The 16,612-nt window shown below is 67.3% G+C and carries 15 protein-coding genes; 8 read left to right on the plus strand and 7 right to left on the minus strand.

All coding sequences use genetic code 11. The annotated features are described in order from the left end of the window. Window positions 1–99: 99 nt before the first annotated feature. A complete protein-coding gene (locus H3H39_RS02630; RefSeq protein ID WP_182151690.1) occupies window positions 100–2,208 on the minus strand; it encodes an EAL domain-containing protein in 2,109 nt (702 codons plus the stop codon). A 185-nt stretch (window positions 2,209–2,393) separates the two neighbouring features. Further along, complete coding sequence (locus H3H39_RS02635; RefSeq protein ID WP_182151691.1) at window positions 2,394–3,329, minus strand: DUF808 domain-containing protein; 936 nt, start codon at window positions 3,327–3,329, stop codon at window positions 2,394–2,396. A 196-nt stretch (window positions 3,330–3,525) separates the two neighbouring features. Between H3H39_RS02635 and H3H39_RS02640 the strand changes: the two genes are divergently transcribed. From H3H39_RS02640 to H3H39_RS02650, 3 genes are all read left to right on the plus strand, one after another. Then, window positions 3,526–4,176 (plus strand): LysE family transporter, encoded by a 651-nt coding sequence (locus tag H3H39_RS02640; RefSeq protein ID WP_182151692.1) that lies wholly within the window; start codon window positions 3,526–3,528, stop codon window positions 4,174–4,176. Window positions 4,177–4,321: 145 nt separating this feature from the next. Then, window positions 4,322–6,481: a DUF6600 domain-containing protein gene (locus H3H39_RS02645; protein ID WP_182151693.1), complete on the plus strand. Its 2,160-nt coding sequence runs from the start codon at window positions 4,322–4,324 to the stop codon at window positions 6,479–6,481. 450 nt (window positions 6,482–6,931) lie between these two features. Next, window positions 6,932–7,228: a DUF493 family protein gene (locus H3H39_RS02650; RefSeq protein WP_182151694.1), complete on the plus strand. Its 297-nt coding sequence runs from the start codon at window positions 6,932–6,934 to the stop codon at window positions 7,226–7,228. Here H3H39_RS02650 and gcvA read toward each other — a convergent pair whose 3' ends face one another. Further along, a complete protein-coding gene (gcvA, locus tag H3H39_RS02655; RefSeq protein WP_182151695.1) occupies window positions 7,229–8,131 on the minus strand; it encodes a transcriptional regulator GcvA in 903 nt (300 codons plus the stop codon). It lies immediately after the preceding gene. 107 nt (window positions 8,132–8,238) lie between these two features. Between gcvA and yfcF the strand changes: the two genes are divergently transcribed. The 3 genes from yfcF (at window position 8,239) to lipA (ending at window position 10,776) form a co-directional block, all read left to right on the plus strand. Then, the gene (gene yfcF, locus H3H39_RS02660) at window positions 8,239–8,862 is read left to right on the plus strand and encodes a glutathione transferase (protein WP_182151955.1); all 624 of its coding nucleotides are present in this window, start codon (window positions 8,239–8,241) and stop codon (window positions 8,860–8,862) included. 146 nt (window positions 8,863–9,008) lie between these two features. Next, entirely contained in the window at window positions 9,009–9,677 is a 669-nt protein-coding gene (gene lipB, locus H3H39_RS02665; RefSeq protein ID WP_182151696.1) for a lipoyl(octanoyl) transferase LipB, read from the plus strand. Window positions 9,678–9,789: 112 nt separating this feature from the next. Further along, entirely contained in the window at window positions 9,790–10,776 is a 987-nt protein-coding gene (gene lipA / locus H3H39_RS02670; protein ID WP_182151697.1) for a lipoyl synthase, read from the plus strand. Between the two features lie 96 nt (window positions 10,777–10,872). Here the strand turns inward: lipA and H3H39_RS02675 are convergent, their stop codons facing one another. From H3H39_RS02675 to H3H39_RS02690, 4 genes are read right to left on the minus strand one after another with little or no spacing between them, the layout of a single operon-like run. Next, a complete protein-coding gene (locus tag H3H39_RS02675; RefSeq protein ID WP_182151698.1) occupies window positions 10,873–11,994 on the minus strand; it encodes a HupE/UreJ family protein in 1,122 nt (373 codons plus the stop codon). Further along, entirely contained in the window at window positions 11,991–13,208 is a 1,218-nt protein-coding gene (locus H3H39_RS02680) for a tetratricopeptide repeat protein (RefSeq protein ID WP_229217827.1), read from the minus strand. Before H3H39_RS02680 ends, H3H39_RS02675 begins: the two co-directional genes overlap by 4 nt. 39 nt (window positions 13,209–13,247) lie before the next feature. Beyond that, complete coding sequence (locus H3H39_RS02685) at window positions 13,248–13,496, minus strand: hypothetical protein (RefSeq protein WP_182151699.1); 249 nt, start codon at window positions 13,494–13,496, stop codon at window positions 13,248–13,250. Between the two features lie 27 nt (window positions 13,497–13,523). Continuing rightward, the gene (locus H3H39_RS02690; protein WP_375540395.1) at window positions 13,524–15,023 is read right to left on the minus strand and encodes a DUF4331 domain-containing protein; all 1,500 of its coding nucleotides are present in this window, start codon (window positions 15,021–15,023) and stop codon (window positions 13,524–13,526) included. Window positions 15,024–15,172: 149 nt separating this feature from the next. Here H3H39_RS02690 and H3H39_RS02695 point away from each other — a divergent pair, with 149 nt between their 5' ends. Then, window positions 15,173–15,763, plus strand: coding sequence for an RNA polymerase sigma factor (locus tag H3H39_RS02695; RefSeq protein ID WP_311196833.1), 591 nt, complete (start codon window positions 15,173–15,175; stop codon window positions 15,761–15,763). Beyond that, window positions 15,760–16,470, plus strand: coding sequence for an anti-sigma factor (locus tag H3H39_RS02700; RefSeq protein ID WP_182151701.1), 711 nt, complete (start codon window positions 15,760–15,762; stop codon window positions 16,468–16,470). Before H3H39_RS02695 ends, H3H39_RS02700 begins: the two co-directional genes overlap by 4 nt. Window positions 16,471–16,612 lie beyond the last annotated feature (142 nt).

Consider the following 16,612-nt stretch of genomic DNA (forward strand, 5'->3'; position numbering starts at 1 on the left):
AAAAATCTCCAGATTGGAATCGGCTAGCCGGGCGGGCGCCAGGCGCGTCGCCATGCGGTTTTGGCAAGCTTGCGGGGGTGGGGGGCGCGCCGCGCCGGTTCAGCCGCGGCCGGGCGTCAGCGGGCGCACCTGGCCGACCGCGTAGCCCTGGGCATAATCGACGCCGATGTCGCGTACTTGGGCCAGGATGGCGTCATCTTCGACGAATTCGGCCACCGTGCGGATACCCATCACGTGCCCCACTTCATTGATGGCCTTGACCATGGCGCGGTTGATGGCGTTGGTGGCCAGGTCGCGCACGAACACGCCGTCGATTTTCAGGAAGTCGACCGGCAGCGCTTTCAGATAGGCGAACGAGGACAGGCCGCTGCCGAAGTCGTCGAGCGAGAAGCTGCAGCCGAGCGCTTTCAGCTTGCGCATGAATTCCTGCGCCGCAGGCAGGTTGGCGATGGCGGCCGTCTCGGTGATTTCGAAGCAGATCTCGTCGGGGGCCACGTCGTACTGGCGGAATTGCTCGACGATGAAGTCGTGCAGCGCGTCGTCGCCGATCGAGGTGCCCGACAGGTTGATGGCGTAGCGCGCCGGCTGGCGCTGGTGGCTGTCGACATAGGCTTGGTCCGGCGTCATGCTGTCGCGCACGCTCTGGATGTGGCGGCACACGGAGCGGATCACCCAGCGGTCGATGTCGAGCATCATGTCGTAGCGTTCGGCGGCAGGGATGAAGGCGCCCGGCAGGATCAGGCGGCCCTTGGCGTCCCGGATGCGCACCAGCACCTCCTCGTGCGGCTCGACCTGGGCCGTCAGGCCCACGATGGGTTGGGCGTACAGCCGGAAGCGCCGCTTATCGAACGCCTCCGTCAGGCGCGATACCCACAGCATCTCGCCATGGCGCTGGGTCAGCCTGGCGTCCGACTCCTGGTACTGGTGCACCCGGTTGCGGCCCCGTTCCTTGGCCTGGTAGCACGCCTGGTCGGCCGCCACCAGCAGTTCGCTGAGCGACTTGCTGGTCTCGTTCACCTCCACCACGCCGATGCTCACGCCCAGCTCGAAGCTGTGGTTATCCCACACGAAGCGGAAGCCCTTGACGGAGTGGCGCAAACCCTCGGCCACATGCAGCGCCTGGGCCGGTGGGCAGTGGGGCAGCAGCACCCCCAGTTCGTCGCCGCCGAGGCGGGCCAGGATGTCGGAATCGCGCATCTGGGTTTGCAGCAGCTTGGCCAGCAGTTGCAGCAGCAGGTCGCCGGCGCTGTGGCCGCAGGTGTCGTTGACCACCTTGAACTGGTCCAGGTCCAGGTACAGCAGCGCGTGCACGTGGCCTTCCTCCTTGGCGCTGTGCAGGGCGACTGCCAACTGGTTCTCGAATTCGGCGCGGTTGATCAGGCCGGTCAGGGCGTCGTGCGTGGCTTGCCAGCTGAGCTGGCGGGTCAGGCGCCGCTCGTGGCTGACGTCGCGGAACACCACCACCGCGCCCAGCAGTTCGTTGTCGTCGGTCCAGATGGGGGCGGCCGACTCCTCGATGGGGATATGGCGCCCTTCGCGCGTGATGAGCAGGCTGTTGGCCTCCACCGTGACCGTCTGGCGCAGCCGCAGGCATTTGCGGGCCACGTGTTCCTGGTCGGCGCCGGCCTCCTCGTCCACCAGGCGCAAGGTGGTGGCGACGTCCACGCCCTGGGCCAGTTCGCTGGTCCAGCCCGTCAATTGCTCGGCCACCCGGTTCAGATACAGGGTATGACCGTCGGCGTCCGTCGTGATCACCCCTTCGCCGATCGAGCGCAGCGTGATCTCGGCCAGCTCGCGCTGGCGCGCCACATGCCGCGCCTCGGACTTGCGGCGGCTGATGTCCCATACCATGCCCAGCGTGCCGCATGGCTGGTGTTGCGGCGTGAACAGGATCTTGGCCTTGGCGGCCAGCCAGTGCAGCGTGCTGTCCGGCCAGACGACCCGGAATTCGAGCTCGTAGCCGTCGCCGCGATCCACGCCCGCCTGCATGGTACGCAACACGGCGTCGCGGTCGGCCCGGTGCACGCAGGCCAGAAAGGCCGAGAACGGCTGGGACAGATCCTCCGGCGCCAGCCCCATCAGCGCCGGACCCGGCGCCATCCAGCGGACGGTGCTGTTGCGCACGTCGCCGTCATCCAACTCCGAATCCCAGGTGGTCATATTGGCCGCTTCCAGCGCCAATTGTAGTCTTTCCTGTAAGGTTTCCATGGTCTGCTCCCTGTCCTGCGGGCATACCTGTACCCTGCCCACTGCCCACTGCCCACTGCCCACTGCCCACTGTACGCTGTTCCCGCGCCCATTGCACGCTGCACGCTGGCCCTGTGCCGACCAGCGGCTGTCTACACGGTTGGACTTTCGCGCCGGGCGCGAGTTCCGCTCGCCAAGGCCTTGCTTCAGCGACCCGGCAGCAGGCGCCGCAAGCGGCTGGCCAGCCCGGCCATGGCCAGCGCGGCGGCGCCGGCCAGCACCCCGGCCACCGCGTTCAGCACGCTGGGCGTGACGGGCGCGAGCACGGGACCGGCCACCGGCACCAGGCCGGCCGCGCGGGCGGCCGCGTCCAGCAGCGCGTGGCTGCCCGGCACGCCGTGCAACAGGATGCCGCCGCCCACCATGAACATGGCCACCGTGCCGGCCACCGACAGCAGCTGCATCAGCCGGGGCGCGGCTGCCAGCAGCAGGCCGCCCAGCGCTTGCAGGACCGCGCCGCCGCGCTGGCGCAGGTACAGGCCGGCGTCGTCCAGCTTGACGATGGCCGCTACCAGGCCATACACGCCCACCGTCATCAGCACCGCCACCCCGGCCAGCACGGCCACCTGCTGGCCGAACGGGGCGCCGGCCACCGTGCCCAATGCGATCACGATGATCTCTGCCGACAGGATGAAGTCGGTGCGCACGGCGCCGGCGATCTTGTCGCGTTCCAGCGCCACCAGGTCGATGGCGGGATCGCTGACGGCATCGGCCAGTTGCTCCAGGTGCTGTGCATGCTCGGCCGGGTGCAGCAGGTTGTGGGCCAGCTTTTCGAAGCCTTCGTAGCACAGGTAGGCGCCGCCGGCCATCAGCAGTGGCGTGACGGCCCACGGCGCCAGGGCGCTGATGGCCAGCGCGGCCGGCACCAGGATCGCCTTGTTGCGCAGCGAGCCGCGCGCCACCGCCCACACCACGGGCAATTCGCGCTCGGCCTGGACCCCGGCCACCTGCTGGGCATTGAGGGCCAGGTCGTCGCCCAGCACCCCGGCCGTCTTCTTGGCCGCCACTTTGCTCATCAGGGCCACATCGTCGAGGATGGCGGCGATGTCGTCGATCAGGGCCAGCAGGCTGGAGCCGGCCATGTCAGCGGCCCTCCGTGGGGCGGGTGGTGGTGGTGGTGTCGCGCATGGTGGGGCTCCGGGATGTAAGTCCGGCAATCTTACCTCAGCCGGCGCCGGCGGCGGGCGGCCGAAGCCGCTACAATGGCCCATACCGTGTGGCGCGTCGCCGCCGTGGCCAGTATTTTGGATGCGTTTTTTTTTTGGATCGGATATCAGCATGAGCTTTACCACCTGGATCACGTTTGTCATCGCCGCCGCCATCATCGCTATCTCGCCGGGCTCGGGCGCGGTGTTGTCGATGTCGCACGGCTTGTCGTACGGTGTGCGCAAGACCAGCGGCACCATTGTGGGCCTGCAGGCCGGGCTGCTGCTGGTGCTGTTCATCGCCGGCGCCGGGGTCGGTTCACTGCTGCTGGCCTCCGAAATCGCATTCAACGTGGTCAAGACGGTGGGTGCGTTGTACCTGATCTACCTGGGCCTGAGCCAGTGGCGCGCCAAGGTCAGCGTGGATGCCAACGCCGTGGCGGCGCAGGCAGTGGCCATCGTGCCGTCGCTGCGCAAGCGGGTGCTGACCGGGTTCCTGACCAATGCCACCAACCCCAAGGGCATCATCTTCATGGTGGCGGTGCTGCCCCAGTTTATCGCGCGCGGCGCGCCCGTGCTGCCGCAGTTGCTGATCCTGGCCGCCACCATGTGCACCATCGACCTGATCGTGATGCACAGCTACGCCTTCCTGGCTTCGTCCATGCAGCGCTTCTTCCGCGATGCGCGCGCCGTGCGCAAGCAGAACCGTTTCTTCGGCGGCCTGCTGATGGCGGTCGGCACCGCCCTGTTCTTCGTCAAGCGAGGCGCGGCGGCGACGGCGTGACCGTTGACCGCTGGGCGAATGGGCAAAAACCGAATGTGCAAACATTTGTAACCCAGGTAGTCCTCATTGGCTGTGCAGCGTTAAATAGACAACGATAAACAGGGCCGTTCCGCATGCCGGCGGCCATACGCTTAGGAGCGCCGCCATGCGCCGCATCACCCTCCCCTCCGCCGTCCTCGCCGCGTTGCTGGCCTGGACCCTGCCCGTGCTGGCCGACGATATTCCGGGCCGGGTGGGCCGCATTTCCAGTGTCGAAGGCCAGGTGACGGTGGTGGGCCAAGGCGATCCGGCCGACGCCATGCTGAACTGGCCCGTCACCACGGGCGATCACCTGAGCACGGCCGGCGGCGCGCGCGGGGAATTCCGGGTGGGGCCGGCCGCCATCCGGCTCGATGGCGATTCCGACCTGGAAGTGATCCAACTGGACGACGACAACGTGCGCCTGCGCCTGCACTACGGCAGCGCCAGCGTCCACCTGCGCGACGCCAGCCTGCTGCGCGATTTCGAATTGACCACCCCGCAGTCCCGCGTGACCCTGGTGGAACCGGGCACGGTGCGGGTGGATGCCGAACGTATCGCCGACACCACCGTCGTCAACGTGCTGACCGGCGTGGCGCGGGTGGACGGCGCCGGCAGCCAGCTGGTGGTGCGGGCCGGCCACCGGGCTGAAGTGAGCAGCGACGATGTGCGCACCGGGGCCGCCCTGCGCGACGGTTTCGACACCTGGGCCGACCTGCGCGACCGCCAATACGAATCGTCCATCGCCAGCCGCTACGTACCCAGCGAAGTGACCGGTTACGAGGAGCTGGACCGGTACGGCGGCTGGACCGACAGCCCCGATTATGGTCCGCTGTGGACGCCGCGCGTGGTGGCGCCCGACTGGGCACCCTACCGCGATGGGCAATGGATCTGGATGGTGTCGTTCGGCTGGACCTGGGTCGACCGCGCGCCGTGGGGCTACGCGCCCTCGCACTATGGCCGTTGGGTGATGGTCGATAACCGCTGGCGCTGGGCGCCGGGACGCTATGTGGGCCGGCCCGCCTGGGCGCCGGCGCTGGTGGGCTGGGTGGGCGGCAACCGGCTGGAGGCGTCGCACCGCGACGGCCACCGCGGCCCGGGTCTGGGCTGGTATCCGCTGGCGCCGCATGAGGCGTATGTGGCGCCGTTCCACCTGTCGCCCGAACACGAACGGCGTCTCGTGTGGACCCACAATGGCCGTCCGGCCGAACGCCGCGATGGTCCGCATCAAGGCGTGACCGTGGTGCCGCGCGAGCAGTTCGATGCCCGCCACGTGGTGCCGGTGCGCGCCAGCCCGCAAGTGATCCTGCCGCCGGCCGTCATACACACAGTGCCGCTGGTGGCCGCGCCCGCCCCGGCCGCGCCCGCGTTCGTGCGCGGTTACGACCGGCGCCGTGGCGATAGCGAAGACCGGCGCCGTAGCGATGGCGATGACAGGCGCCATGGTGACGGCGATGGCCGGCGGCCGGAGCGTGGCGGCGCCGGGTATGCGCCGCAGGGGCAGGTGGTGCAGCCGCAGTTGCGTGGGCAATCGCAGCCCGCGTACCAGCAGCAGTTGCAGCAACAACAACAGCAGCAACAACAGCAGCAACAACAGCAACAACAGCAACAACAGCAGCAACAACAACTTCAGCAGCAGCAACTGCAACTGAAGCAGCAACAGCTCCAGCAGCAGCAACAATTGCAGCAGCAACAGCAACAACAGGTGCAGCAACAGCAACAGCAAGCGCAGCAACGCCAGCGGCAGGAAGAACAGCAGCGCCAGCAGCTGGAGGAGCAGCAACGGCGCCAACGGCAGCAACAGCAGCAACAGTTCCAGAACCAGCAGCAAAACCAGCCGTTGAGTACGCAACCGCCGGGCCGTCTGATCGAGCCGCGCGGCACCCAGCAGCCGACGCCGTCGCAGGATGACCGCAATCGCGAGCGGTTCGAACGCGGCGATCGTGGCGAACGCGGTGAGCGCGGCGTGCGCTATGAGGATGGCCGGCGCCAGATCCGGCCGGAGGCCGAGCCGGCCCGTTCCGCCGCGCAACCGTTCCAGGCGCCACCCCAGCAGCAGCCCGCGCAGCCAGCTCAGCGCGCGATGCCGCAGCAACCAGCGCCATCCCAGCCGCAGTCATACCAGGCGCCGGCCCGGCCCGCGCCCCAGCCGCAACCCGCACCGCAGGCGCAGCCTCAGCCCCAGCAGCACGAACAGGCGCATCCGGGCGGCGGCCATCCGGGCAACGAGAGTGACAAGCACCGGGACGAGGAACGCGAAAAGCGGGGCCGCCAGATGGAGCGCTAACGCCGCGCCGGCCTGTCGAGGCGCGGCCCTATCCTGCATTTCAGGGCAGGAAATTGGTCGTTCAGGCCGCGAAAGTTGCCGTTCATCACAAAACTGTAGCCAAAAACATTATTTTTATTTACAGTATGTGTTTTATGCAACAGTGGCGACAGCGCGTCAAGACAGGGAGGGCACTCCCGCAACGCCAGGTCGTCGGGATCGTAACCAGTCTATCCCGACTATTTTCATGACAGTGAGAATAGTTTTTTAAGCCAGCTTCCGCAGCTGGCTTTTTTTTGTCCGCGAACAAAATCGGGGACGTAACACGATTTTCCTGCCAGGCAAAACCGTGTTACGTCCCGTGGTTGCTAATTTGTTAATATGGCGTTGGACGGTACTGGTAATTCCTGAATTGGCTACAATATACGGGTGAGCGCCGCGTTGGCGCGACCGTTATTTATATTGATTGGAATGACCATGGCAGCGACGATCCCACCCACCATCCCTCCATCGGAGTCCCTCATCGAGTATCCGAGCGACTTCCCGATCAAGGTGATGGGCTTGACGCACGTCGAGTTCGCCACCACGATCCTGCAGGTGGTGCAAAAGCACGACCCGACCTTCCACGAAGGCAAGCTCGAGGTGCGCCCTTCGGCCAAGGGCAATTACACGGGCTTGACGGTGGTGGTGCGCGCCACCAGCCGGGAACAGCTGGACGCGCTGTACACGGAATTGTCGGCCCACCCGATGGTCAAGGTGGTCATGTAATCAGCCGCCCTGCTGCTGCCGGAACAGATCGATTTCGGCCAGCAGCCAGGCGCGGAACGCCTGCACCTGCGGCTTGACGGCCGCCGCCGGCGGGCTGACGAAGTAGTACTCATCCGGGCACGGGGTGGCGATGTCGAACAGCCGCACCAGCTGGCCCGAGGCGATTTCCTGCATCGCCACCACATGGCGCACCAGCGCCACGCCGTTGCCGTCCACGGCCGAGCGCACCAGCATCGATAAATCCTCGAACATGACACCGCCGGCTGGTTCGGCCAGCGCGAGCCCGGTCGCGCGGAACCAGGGCGTCCACGGTTCCACCGAGCGCAGCAGGCAAGCCTGCTCCAGCTCGGCCGGCGTGGCCGGCAGGCGACCGCCCCGGTACGTTGGACTCACCACCGGGTAGTACACGTCCCCCATCAGCCGCTGCACCACCATGCCCGGATAGTGGCCTCGTCCGAAGCGGATGCCCACGTCGACCGCGTCGCGCACCAGATCCTGTAACTGGCCGCTGGCCTGCAGCACCACTTCCACATCCGGATGCTGGTCGATGAACTGGCCCAGCCGGGGCGCCAGCCAGCGTGCCGCGAACGAGGGTATCGACGACACGGTCAGGCGCCGGCTGGCGCTGGCAGGCCGCAGCGCGTCGGCCGCCAGGGAAATGTCGCTGAAGGCCTTGGCCAGTTGGCGCGCGAAACGCAGGCCGTCTGCCGTCACCTTCACGTGGCGGCCATTGCGCACGAACAGCGGCGTGCCCAGCTCCTCCTCCAGCGCCCGCACCTGGTGGCTGATGGCGCCATGGGTCAGGTGCAGTTCCTCGGCCGCGCGTGAAAAATTCTGGTGCCGGGCCGCCGCCTCGAAGGCGCGCAGGGCGGAAAAATTGGGCAGGCGGTGCGGGTCGGGCATGGTTTTATGTGAATAAAATTAGCTAGAGTTGCCAAAATATATCGTTATGTCTATTCCTTTGCAAGGCTTACCATGTGAAATCCATTCACTCAGCACGCGGAGCCATGATGTCTTTCAAATTGTATGTCGATAGCCTGTTCGCCAGTCCTTACGCCATGTCCGCATATGTGGCGCTGACCGAGAAAGGCTTGCCCTTCAGCCTGGAAACCATGGACCTGGAAGCGGGCGCCCACCGCCGCGCACCCTACCGCGACCAGGCGCTGACGGGCCGGATCCCGGCCTTGGTGCACGATGGTTTCGTGTTGACGGAATCGAGCGCCATCACGGAATACCTGGACGAGGCATTCCCCGCGCCGGAATACACGGCCTTGTACCCGAAGGAGATCCATTCGCGTGCCCGCGCCCGCCAGTTGCAAGGCTGGTTGCGCAGCGGCCTGATGCCGCTGCGCGCCGCGCGTGACACGGAATCGGTGTTCTTCCGCCCCACCAGCGTGCCGCTCAGCGCCGACGCCCAGCAGTGCGCCGACCTGCTGATCCGCGCGGCCGAACAACTGGTGGATGGCGCCCACTTGTTTGGTCAATGGAGCATCGCCGATACCGATCTGGCCATGATGCTGCAACGCCTGATCGTCAATGGCGATCCAGTGCCGCAACGGCTGCGCGACTATGCGGCCGGCCAGTGGCAGCGCCCGTCCGTGCAGCGCTGGCTGGCCCACCACCAGCCGAACTGATGTAGTGCCCAGGGCGGCGCGTGCGCCGGCCGCCCTCGGCTACGGCCGGCTTGACGGGGCGGACAGCCCGGAATGCCGGCCTGGCTTATAATGCGGGGTTCCGGTTTCCGCCGTCCGGCTCCGAAACCAGCCTGCAGCCAGCCATTATGTCCACACTCCAAGCTGAACCGGCGCTGATCCGCCACCTGGGCCACGCCGATTATGAACCCACGTTCGCGGCCATGCGCGCCTTCACCGACGCCCGTACGCCCGACACGCGCGACGAATTCTGGATCGTCGAGCACCCGCCCGTGTTCACGCTGGGCCTGGGCGCCGACCGTGGCCACCTGCTGGCCGGGGCCGATTCGATACCTGTGGTACAGACCGACCGTGGCGGCGAAGTGACCTTCCACGGCCCCGGACAGGTCGTGATTTACCTGCTGATGGACTTGCGCCGCAACAAACCGGGCGGCAAGCTGTACGCCCGCCAATTCGTGCATAAAATCGAGCAAGCGATCATCAACGTATTAGGGGCGTATAATCTCGCAGGCGAGCGCGTCGAAGGCGCGCCCGGTATCTACATGGCCGATGGACCGAAGAAAGGCGCCAAAATCGCCGCCCTCGGCCTGAAAGTGCGCGGCAACGGCTGCACCTACCATGGCTTGTCGCTCAATGTGGCGATGGACTTGGCGCCGTTTTCCTGGATCAATCCCTGTGGCTATGCCGGACTGGAAACGGTCGACATGCGCTCCATGGGCGCGACGGCCGAACTGGCCGACGTGCAGCAGGCGCTGGCCCAGGAACTGGTGCGCGAACTGGCGCGCATCGAAGCGTAAACAAGCGCAATTAAGCTAACTGGGCGCAACCTGGCGCCGCAAGCGGCAAGTTTGCACAACAAACAAGCCGATATCGAACAACCAACCACCGCCCCTGTGGGCACGCAGCCAAATGACTTCTGACACCAACTCCACCGTCGCCCCCGCCTACAACCCGAACGAGAAGCAAAAAGGCGCCAGCAAAACGGCGCGCATCCCGATCAAGATCGTGCCGGTCGAGCAGGTGGAGCGGTTGAAGAAGCCGGACTGGATCCGCGTCAAGGGCGCCTCCGCCTCGACCCGCTTCTACGAGATCAAGGATATCCTGCGCGAGAACAAGCTGGTGACCGTGTGCGAAGAAGCCAGCTGCCCCAACATCGGTGAATGCTTCGGCAAGGGTACGGCCACCTTCATGATCATGGGCGACAAGTGCACCCGCCGCTGCCCGTTCTGCGACGTCGGCCACGGCCGTCCGGACCCGCTGGACAAGGATGAACCGGCCAACCTGTCGAAAACCATCGCCGCCCTCAAGCTGAACTACGTGGTGATCACCTCGGTGGACCGCGACGACCTGCGCGACGGCGGCGCCGGCCACTTCGTCGAGTGCATCCAGCACACGCGCGAGCTGTCGCCCAAGACCCAGATCGAAGTGCTGGTGCCGGACTTCCGCGGCCGCCTGGAAAAGGCGCTCGAGCTGTTCAAGGACGGCCTGCCGGACGTCATGAACCACAACCTGGAAACGGTGCCGCGCCTGTACAAGGAAGCCCGTCCCGGTTCCGACTACCTGCACTCGCTCAAGCTGCTCAAGGACTTCAAGGCCATCTACCCGAACGTCAAGACCAAGTCCGGCATCATGGTCGGCCTGGGCGAGACGGACGAGGAAATCCTGCAGGTGATGCGCGACATGCGCGAGCACGACATCGACATGCTGACCATCGGCCAGTACCTGGCGCCGTCCAACAGCCACCTGCCGGTGCGCCGCTACGTGCACCCGGACGTGTTCAAGATGTTCGAGGCGGAAGCGTACAAGATGGGCTTCAAGCACGCCGCCGTGGGCGCCATGGTGCGCAGCTCGTACCACGCCGACGTGCAGGCCCATAACGTGCTGGCCGGCGAATAAGCGTTCCGCTCCGCCGCGAAATGAAGGCCGCTGTTGTCAGCGGCCTTTTTTGTATGCGGCGTCCGTGGTCGTTGTGGGGGCGTGTGGCTGGTGCTGTCACACACCGGCCAGTTTCAAGTCAAACGCCCGTTCCAGCAGCCACACGGTGGCCACCAGCGCGATCAAGGCCGAGCCGCCGGTTAGCAGGCGGTGGTAGAACACTGTCCTCCGCAGCAGGAAGGCCAGCGGCAGGAACAGCGCGACGATGGCCAATTGCCCCGCTTCCACGCCGAGATTGAAACTGAACAGGCTCAATAGCAGGGCATCCCGCGCCAGGCCCAGCTCCGTCAGCACGCTGGCGAAGCCGAAGCCGTGGATCAGGCCGAAGCCGAAGGCGACCCACGGCCGCCGTCCGCGAAACAGTGGCACCAGGTTGTTCAGCGCCGCCAGCACCACCGAGGCGGCGATCGCCGATTCCACCCAGCGCGAAGGCGGTGACAGCAGCGCCAGGCTGGCCAGCGTCAACGTCAGCGTGTGGGCCAGCGTGAACGCCGTCACCACTTGCAGCACGTCGATGAATGCCGTGCGCAGGCTGGCGGCCGGCGCGCCGCGCGCGGCCAGCACGGCCGGCAGCAGCAGCGACAGCAGGAACAGGATGTGGTCGTAGCCGATCCAGATATGCCACACGCCGTGCCGCAGGTATTGGAGGAACTGGTCCAGCCGGTTGGGCGCCGCCGGCGCCAGCGCTTGCCGCGCGTGGTCGGGATCGAAAATGGCGCTGCTGGTGCGGCCGTCGCGGACCAGGCGCAGCAGCCCTTTGTGCTGCGGGTCGAGCTCGGCGAATAGCCGGTAGACGATGGTCAGCGCGTCGACCGGCTGCGGGCACAGGGCGCGCAGGCGCAGCACGCTGTAGGCGCCATCCGTATGGCGGTCGATCAGCTGGCTGGTGACGCTGGCCGCGCACGCACCGCCCGGCGTGCCCAGTTCCAGCCGCGCCAGCGCGTAGGCGGCGATGGCTGGCTGGCGGGCGCGGATTTCATCCCAGGTCAGGCGGCCGTCGCCGTCGGCATCGAGGCCGATGGCGTAATCGAGGTCGCGCAGGGCGATGTCCCACTGGCCATCGATCCGGGCGCCATCCACCCGCAGGGTCAGGTAGCTGTCGCTGGGCTTGTGCGCCTGCGCCGGTGGTGCGGCGCCGTACAGCAGCAGCGCCAGTAGCAAGAGTAGTTGTCCCATCATGCCCCCGGGTTCAGTTGATGGACCAGCGCGCGCAAGGTGGCGCCTTCCGTACGGTGGCGGGCGATCCAGTCCAGTACTGGCCGGGCGGCCGCTGCATCGTGCGCCTGGGCCGCCGCCTCCAGGTAGATGCGCATGTCGGCCGCTTCCTTTTGCACGTCCCAGTTTTGCCGCGCCAACGCCAGCGCCGATGCCGTGTCACGTTGCAGGTATAGCGCGAAGCGCGCCTGCTCGCGCTGGTGCACCGTGTCGCCGCGCTCAGTGGCGGCACTGAAGCGCGCGGCCAGCGCGGCCACGTCGGTGGCCAGAGCGGCCGCCGCGCCAGGCATCTGCCGCAGCGCCAGCGCGCGGCGCAGCAGCAGCGCGTCGACGCGGGTGTACTCCTTCAGCAGTGCCAGCACGTCGGCCGGACGTCCTTGATCGAGCAGGAAGTCGGCGTAGGCGCCCAGCAGGTAAGCGTCGTGTGGATTAAGGGCCAGTGCGTCGCGATAACGCGCATCGGCCATTGCTACGTCGCCGCGCTGCGCAGCCAATTCCGCCAGCAGGGTCTGCGCCCATAGCCGCTGGTCCGGCGGCGCACTGGCGCCGCGCTGCAAGGTCAGTGCCAGCAGTTGTTCGCTAGGCTGCGCGCGCCCGGTCAGCGCGCCTACGCTGGCGATGCAGGCGGCCGTGGCCAGTTCGTTGGCCAGCGCCGACAGGCGCGCGCAGCTGGCCGTGGCGCCGGCGTAGTCGCCGCGTACCGTCTGCACGGTGGCGCGCGTGAGCCACGCCTGCGCGTTGGCCGGTTCGGCCGCCAGCAGCCGTTCCAGGTCGGCCAGCGCGGCGGGGAAGTGATGGCCGCTTTGCAGCAACGTGGCGCGCAGCAGGAGCACGGCGGGCGGAGCCACCGCCTCGCGCCACCAGGGCGCCAGCGCCGCTTGCGCGTAACCGAGATAGCGCGGGTCGGCAGCATCGCGGCCAACGGCGATGTAGCGTTGCGCCAGCGCGGTGGCCAACGCCACGTCGCGCGGCCGCGCATTCAGCGCGAGGCGTAGCCGGCGCAGTTCCGTTTGCGTGGCGTCGGCCCGGCGCGGCAGCACTTCGATCACGTCGTCGCCGTGCGCGGGCAGGTAGGGCGTGGCGCGCGCGGTGCCCGTCAGCGCGGCCCATGCCTGCAGTAGCAGTGCCAGGGCCAGACGCAGGACAAGTTGGCGGCGCATGGTGGCGTGGTGGTGCATGACGTAGCCTTTCTGATCGTTGTGCCGGTGGCGGGCGCGCTACTTCACGGGTGCCGGTTCGCTGTCCTCCGGCGCGGTGGCGGCGAGCGTGTCGACGGCGGCCGGTTCGGTGCTGTCGCCGCTGTCACTGACCAGCGCCAGCAGCGCCGTGACGAAGGTGTCGACCACGGATGGCGGGGGCGCCGCCACAGGTGACGGGCCGCCCGCCCCATCGCCGTTGCCGCCGCCACCACCGCTACCGCCGCAGGCACTCAAGGCCAACATCAAAATGAGACTGAGCTTTTTCATGATGCGCTCCTGTTCGGATGGACCCGGTTACTGTTGCGGCGAGCCGGGGATGGGCGTTTTCAGATACGGGAAGGCGGCGTTGAAGAAGCTGTCGTCCAGGTAGGCGCCGTCCGTGAAATGCAGGGCGCCGGCCGGCGCATCGCCGGGCACGCAGCCGATGTTGAGCGTGCACAGTTTGCCCATCACCACCCGCAGCGCGATGTCGACCACGTCGTCACCGGGACGGCGGCCGTTGGGGAAGCCGGCGTTGTCGCCGCCGATCACCCCCAGCCGGTTCTGCGCACCCTTCGCCAGCGGTGCGATGGCCGTATTCAGCCGCAGCATTTCGGCCGGCGTCACATGGGCCGGCTGGTTCAGGCCCTTGACCCCGGTGAGGAAGGTGGCCACCAGGTCGTTGCGGGGGAAGTTGGTGGGTGCTTTGGCGCCGGCGGCGCCGAACAGGATTTCGATCAGCGCCGGCAGCGTGGGGTTGGTGACGTAGGTGGCGAACTGGCCATCGGCCGATGGCTTGCTGCTGTTGAAGCCATCCTTGTCCTTCAGGCCGATGACCACCTCGTTCACCAGCGGCATGCCCAGGCGCGACACCTGCGTCCATGGGCCGCCCTCCTTCGAGGCCGTGCTGCCCTGGGGCGCCGGATTGAGCAGCCGTCCCTGGCGCAGGCTGGCCGTGGTCCAGCCGCCGATCACCGGGTCGGACGCGCCGGGCGCCGTCAGGCAGGCGGCGGCCACTTCCAGTTCGATGGCCGTCACATTCTTGTCGTCCAGGTCGTCGCGCGCGGCCCGTTCCGCGTTGGCGGCGAACTCGGTGGCAGGCGCCTTGATGTTGATCAGGTCGAACGTCTCGCCCAGGTTGACGACGAACGGGTCCTTGCGCTGGCCGACGAACATGCGGCCCGGCGTGCCGCAGCCGGGGATGGTGATGTTGTACACGTGCGCGGCGGCGTAGGCGGCGTAGTCGGGAATCGACTTATTGCCGATGTTGTCGACCGGTTTGTCGAACACGGCGCCGCCCGTATCGGCATTGAGCACGGCAGTGCGGCTGCCGCCACGGCGGTCGCCGCGCACCAGGCTGACCGTGTAGGTTTCACGCACGTTCAGCCCCGGCGGATTGACGCCTGCGATGGGGCCGCCGTTGATCACCAGCGGGATCGCCACCTGCTTGCCGCCCACGGTCAGCGTGTTGTCCTTGTTGGTGTTGGTGAAGCGGAACTGGAACGTCAGGTCTTCGCGCGCGTCGCCGTTGTTGTCGATGTGGATTTCGTACAGGGCGTTCGGGTCCATGTGGAAGAAGTTCGGGCCGCCGTAGGCATCCTGCAGCGGCACGTAGTTGGCGATCAGCGTGACGAAGCCGGCGCGGCCCGGTTCGTAGCTGCGGAACAAGTAAAAATCGGTGCCGTCGGTCTTGGGGTGTTGCGTGATGAACGGCGCTTCCCGGTGGCTGGAGGCCGCCGCCCACGGCGACCAAGCCGCCGCCACGGTGCCCAGCAGCGCCGTCGCCAGCGCCCGTTTGCTGATAGTAGACATCATCATCCTCCTCGAAAGTCAGTCCAGAGTTGTGTTGCATGGACTTATACGTGGCGGCGCCGGAATCGGATGCAGATTTGATGTGGCGCCCCGCCGGCTGGCAAAAGTGTGATATTTTTGTCAGCATCCCTCCGCCCGCGCAAAGGCCAGCCGTGTCCTCCGCCGCCCAAGCACCCGACCCCGTCCAGCTGCGCCGCTGGCTGCAGGACGCCGCCCATGGCGACGCCCAGGCTTTCCGCGCCTTATACGACGCTACCTCCGCGAAACTGTTTGGCTTCGCGCTGCGTATATTGCATAAACGCGAGCTGGCCGAGGATGTGTTGCAGGAGAGCTTTGTCGCCATCTGGCACAACGCCGCCAGCTACCAGAGCCAGCTTGCCGCCCCCATGACGTGGCTGACCACCATCGTGCGCAACAAGGCGTTCGACTTGCTGCGCCGCAGTGACGCCACGGTGGAAATCGACAGCGACCCCTTTGCCACCGACGTGATGAACGCATTGCAGGATCCCCATGCCACCCCACCCGACGTGCTGCAGCTGAGCAGCGAGGCGCGGGCGCTGGCCCGCTGCCTGGCCGCGCTGGAAGGCATGCAGCGGCAAGCGATCGGGCTGGCCTATTTTCACGACCTGTCGCACAGCGAGGTGGCGCATCAGCTGGCGCTGCCCGTGGGCACGGTGAAAACATGGATACGGCGTGGACTGGAGCGCTTGCGGCGCTGCCTGGCGCAGCGGGAGCGCACATGAAGATCGGCGGCAACGACAATTTGCGCGAGCAGTTGGCGGCCGAATACGTGCTGGGCACCTTGCGCGGCGGCGCGCGCCGCCGCTTCGAGCACTGGCTGACGACCGACGCGGCCCTGCGCCGCGCCGTGGCCGAGTGGCAGGACCGGCTGGCGCCGCTGGCAGAATTCACGCCCGCGCAGGCGCCACGGCCGCAGGTATGGCAGGGCATCACGCGGCGCCTGCAACTGCCCGCGCCGGCGCCGGCCTGGGCTTTCTGGCGCCAGCCGCCGCTGGCGTTCTGGCGCGGACTGGGGCTGGCTTCAAGCGCGTTGGCGGCGCTGCTGGTGGTGGTGCTGGCGCTGGTGCTCAATGGGCGAGCGGAGGCGCCGGTGATTAACTATGTGGCCACGCTGGCCGATGCGCAGGCCCATCCGGCGCTGCTGCTCACCGCCGACAGTCGCCATCGCGCGTTGACGGTGCGGCTGCTCACGGCCGCGCCGGTGGCGGCCGACCGCTCGTTGCAATTGTGGGCCGTGCCGCACCAGGGCGCGCCCCGTTCGCTGGGCGTGCTGGCCGGGCGCGACAACCGGCTGGCGCTGCCGGCCAACGCCATCGGCGAGGATGTGGCGCTGCTGGCCGTGAGCCTTGAACCGAAGGGCGGTTCGCCCGATCCGCACGGCCCCAGCGGGCCGATACTGTACCAAGGACCATGGGTACGCGTCTTGTAGGATAGGTTGTGCGGGGCCCGCCTGGCCATGATCGGATCGGGAACCGGCGGCCCGCCACGCGCGTCGGGAAAAATTGCTATCATCGTTGCAGCCCCCGGAGCCGCACCTTGATGCATGCCCGGCCCTGCAACCGATATCGACC

The organism is Rugamonas apoptosis, assembly GCF_014042355.1.
Classification (GTDB): domain Bacteria; phylum Pseudomonadota; class Gammaproteobacteria; order Burkholderiales; family Burkholderiaceae_D; genus Rugamonas; species Rugamonas apoptosis.

Coding starts and splice junctions, on each gene's coding strand:
- H3H39_RS02675 (WP_182151698.1), bottom strand. CDS start 11,994: ATGATGGGACAACTACTCTTGCTACTGGCGCTGCTGCTGTACGGCGCC.
- H3H39_RS02650 (WP_182151694.1), top strand. CDS start 6,932: ATGACCATGGCAGCGACGATCCCACCCACCATCCCTCCATCGGAGTCC.
- H3H39_RS02630 (WP_182151690.1), bottom strand. CDS start 2,208: ATGGAAACCTTACAGGAAAGACTACAATTGGCGCTGGAAGCGGCCAAT.
- H3H39_RS02640 (WP_182151692.1), top strand. CDS start 3,526: ATGAGCTTTACCACCTGGATCACGTTTGTCATCGCCGCCGCCATCATC.
- lipA (WP_182151697.1), top strand. CDS start 9,790: ATGACTTCTGACACCAACTCCACCGTCGCCCCCGCCTACAACCCGAAC.
- lipB (WP_182151696.1), top strand. CDS start 9,009: ATGTCCACACTCCAAGCTGAACCGGCGCTGATCCGCCACCTGGGCCAC.
- gcvA (WP_182151695.1), bottom strand. CDS start 8,131: ATGCCCGACCCGCACCGCCTGCCCAATTTTTCCGCCCTGCGCGCCTTC.
- H3H39_RS02645 (WP_182151693.1), top strand. CDS start 4,322: ATGCGCCGCATCACCCTCCCCTCCGCCGTCCTCGCCGCGTTGCTGGCC.
- yfcF (WP_182151955.1), top strand. CDS start 8,239: ATGTCTTTCAAATTGTATGTCGATAGCCTGTTCGCCAGTCCTTACGCC.
- H3H39_RS02690 (WP_375540395.1), bottom strand. CDS start 15,023: ATGATGTCTACTATCAGCAAACGGGCGCTGGCGACGGCGCTGCTGGGC.
- H3H39_RS02700 (WP_182151701.1), top strand. CDS start 15,760: ATGAAGATCGGCGGCAACGACAATTTGCGCGAGCAGTTGGCGGCCGAA.
- H3H39_RS02680 (WP_229217827.1), bottom strand. CDS start 13,208: ATGCACCACCACGCCACCATGCGCCGCCAACTTGTCCTGCGTCTGGCC.
- H3H39_RS02635 (WP_182151691.1), bottom strand. CDS start 3,329: ATGGCCGGCTCCAGCCTGCTGGCCCTGATCGACGACATCGCCGCCATC.
- H3H39_RS02685 (WP_182151699.1), bottom strand. CDS start 13,496: ATGAAAAAGCTCAGTCTCATTTTGATGTTGGCCTTGAGTGCCTGCGGC.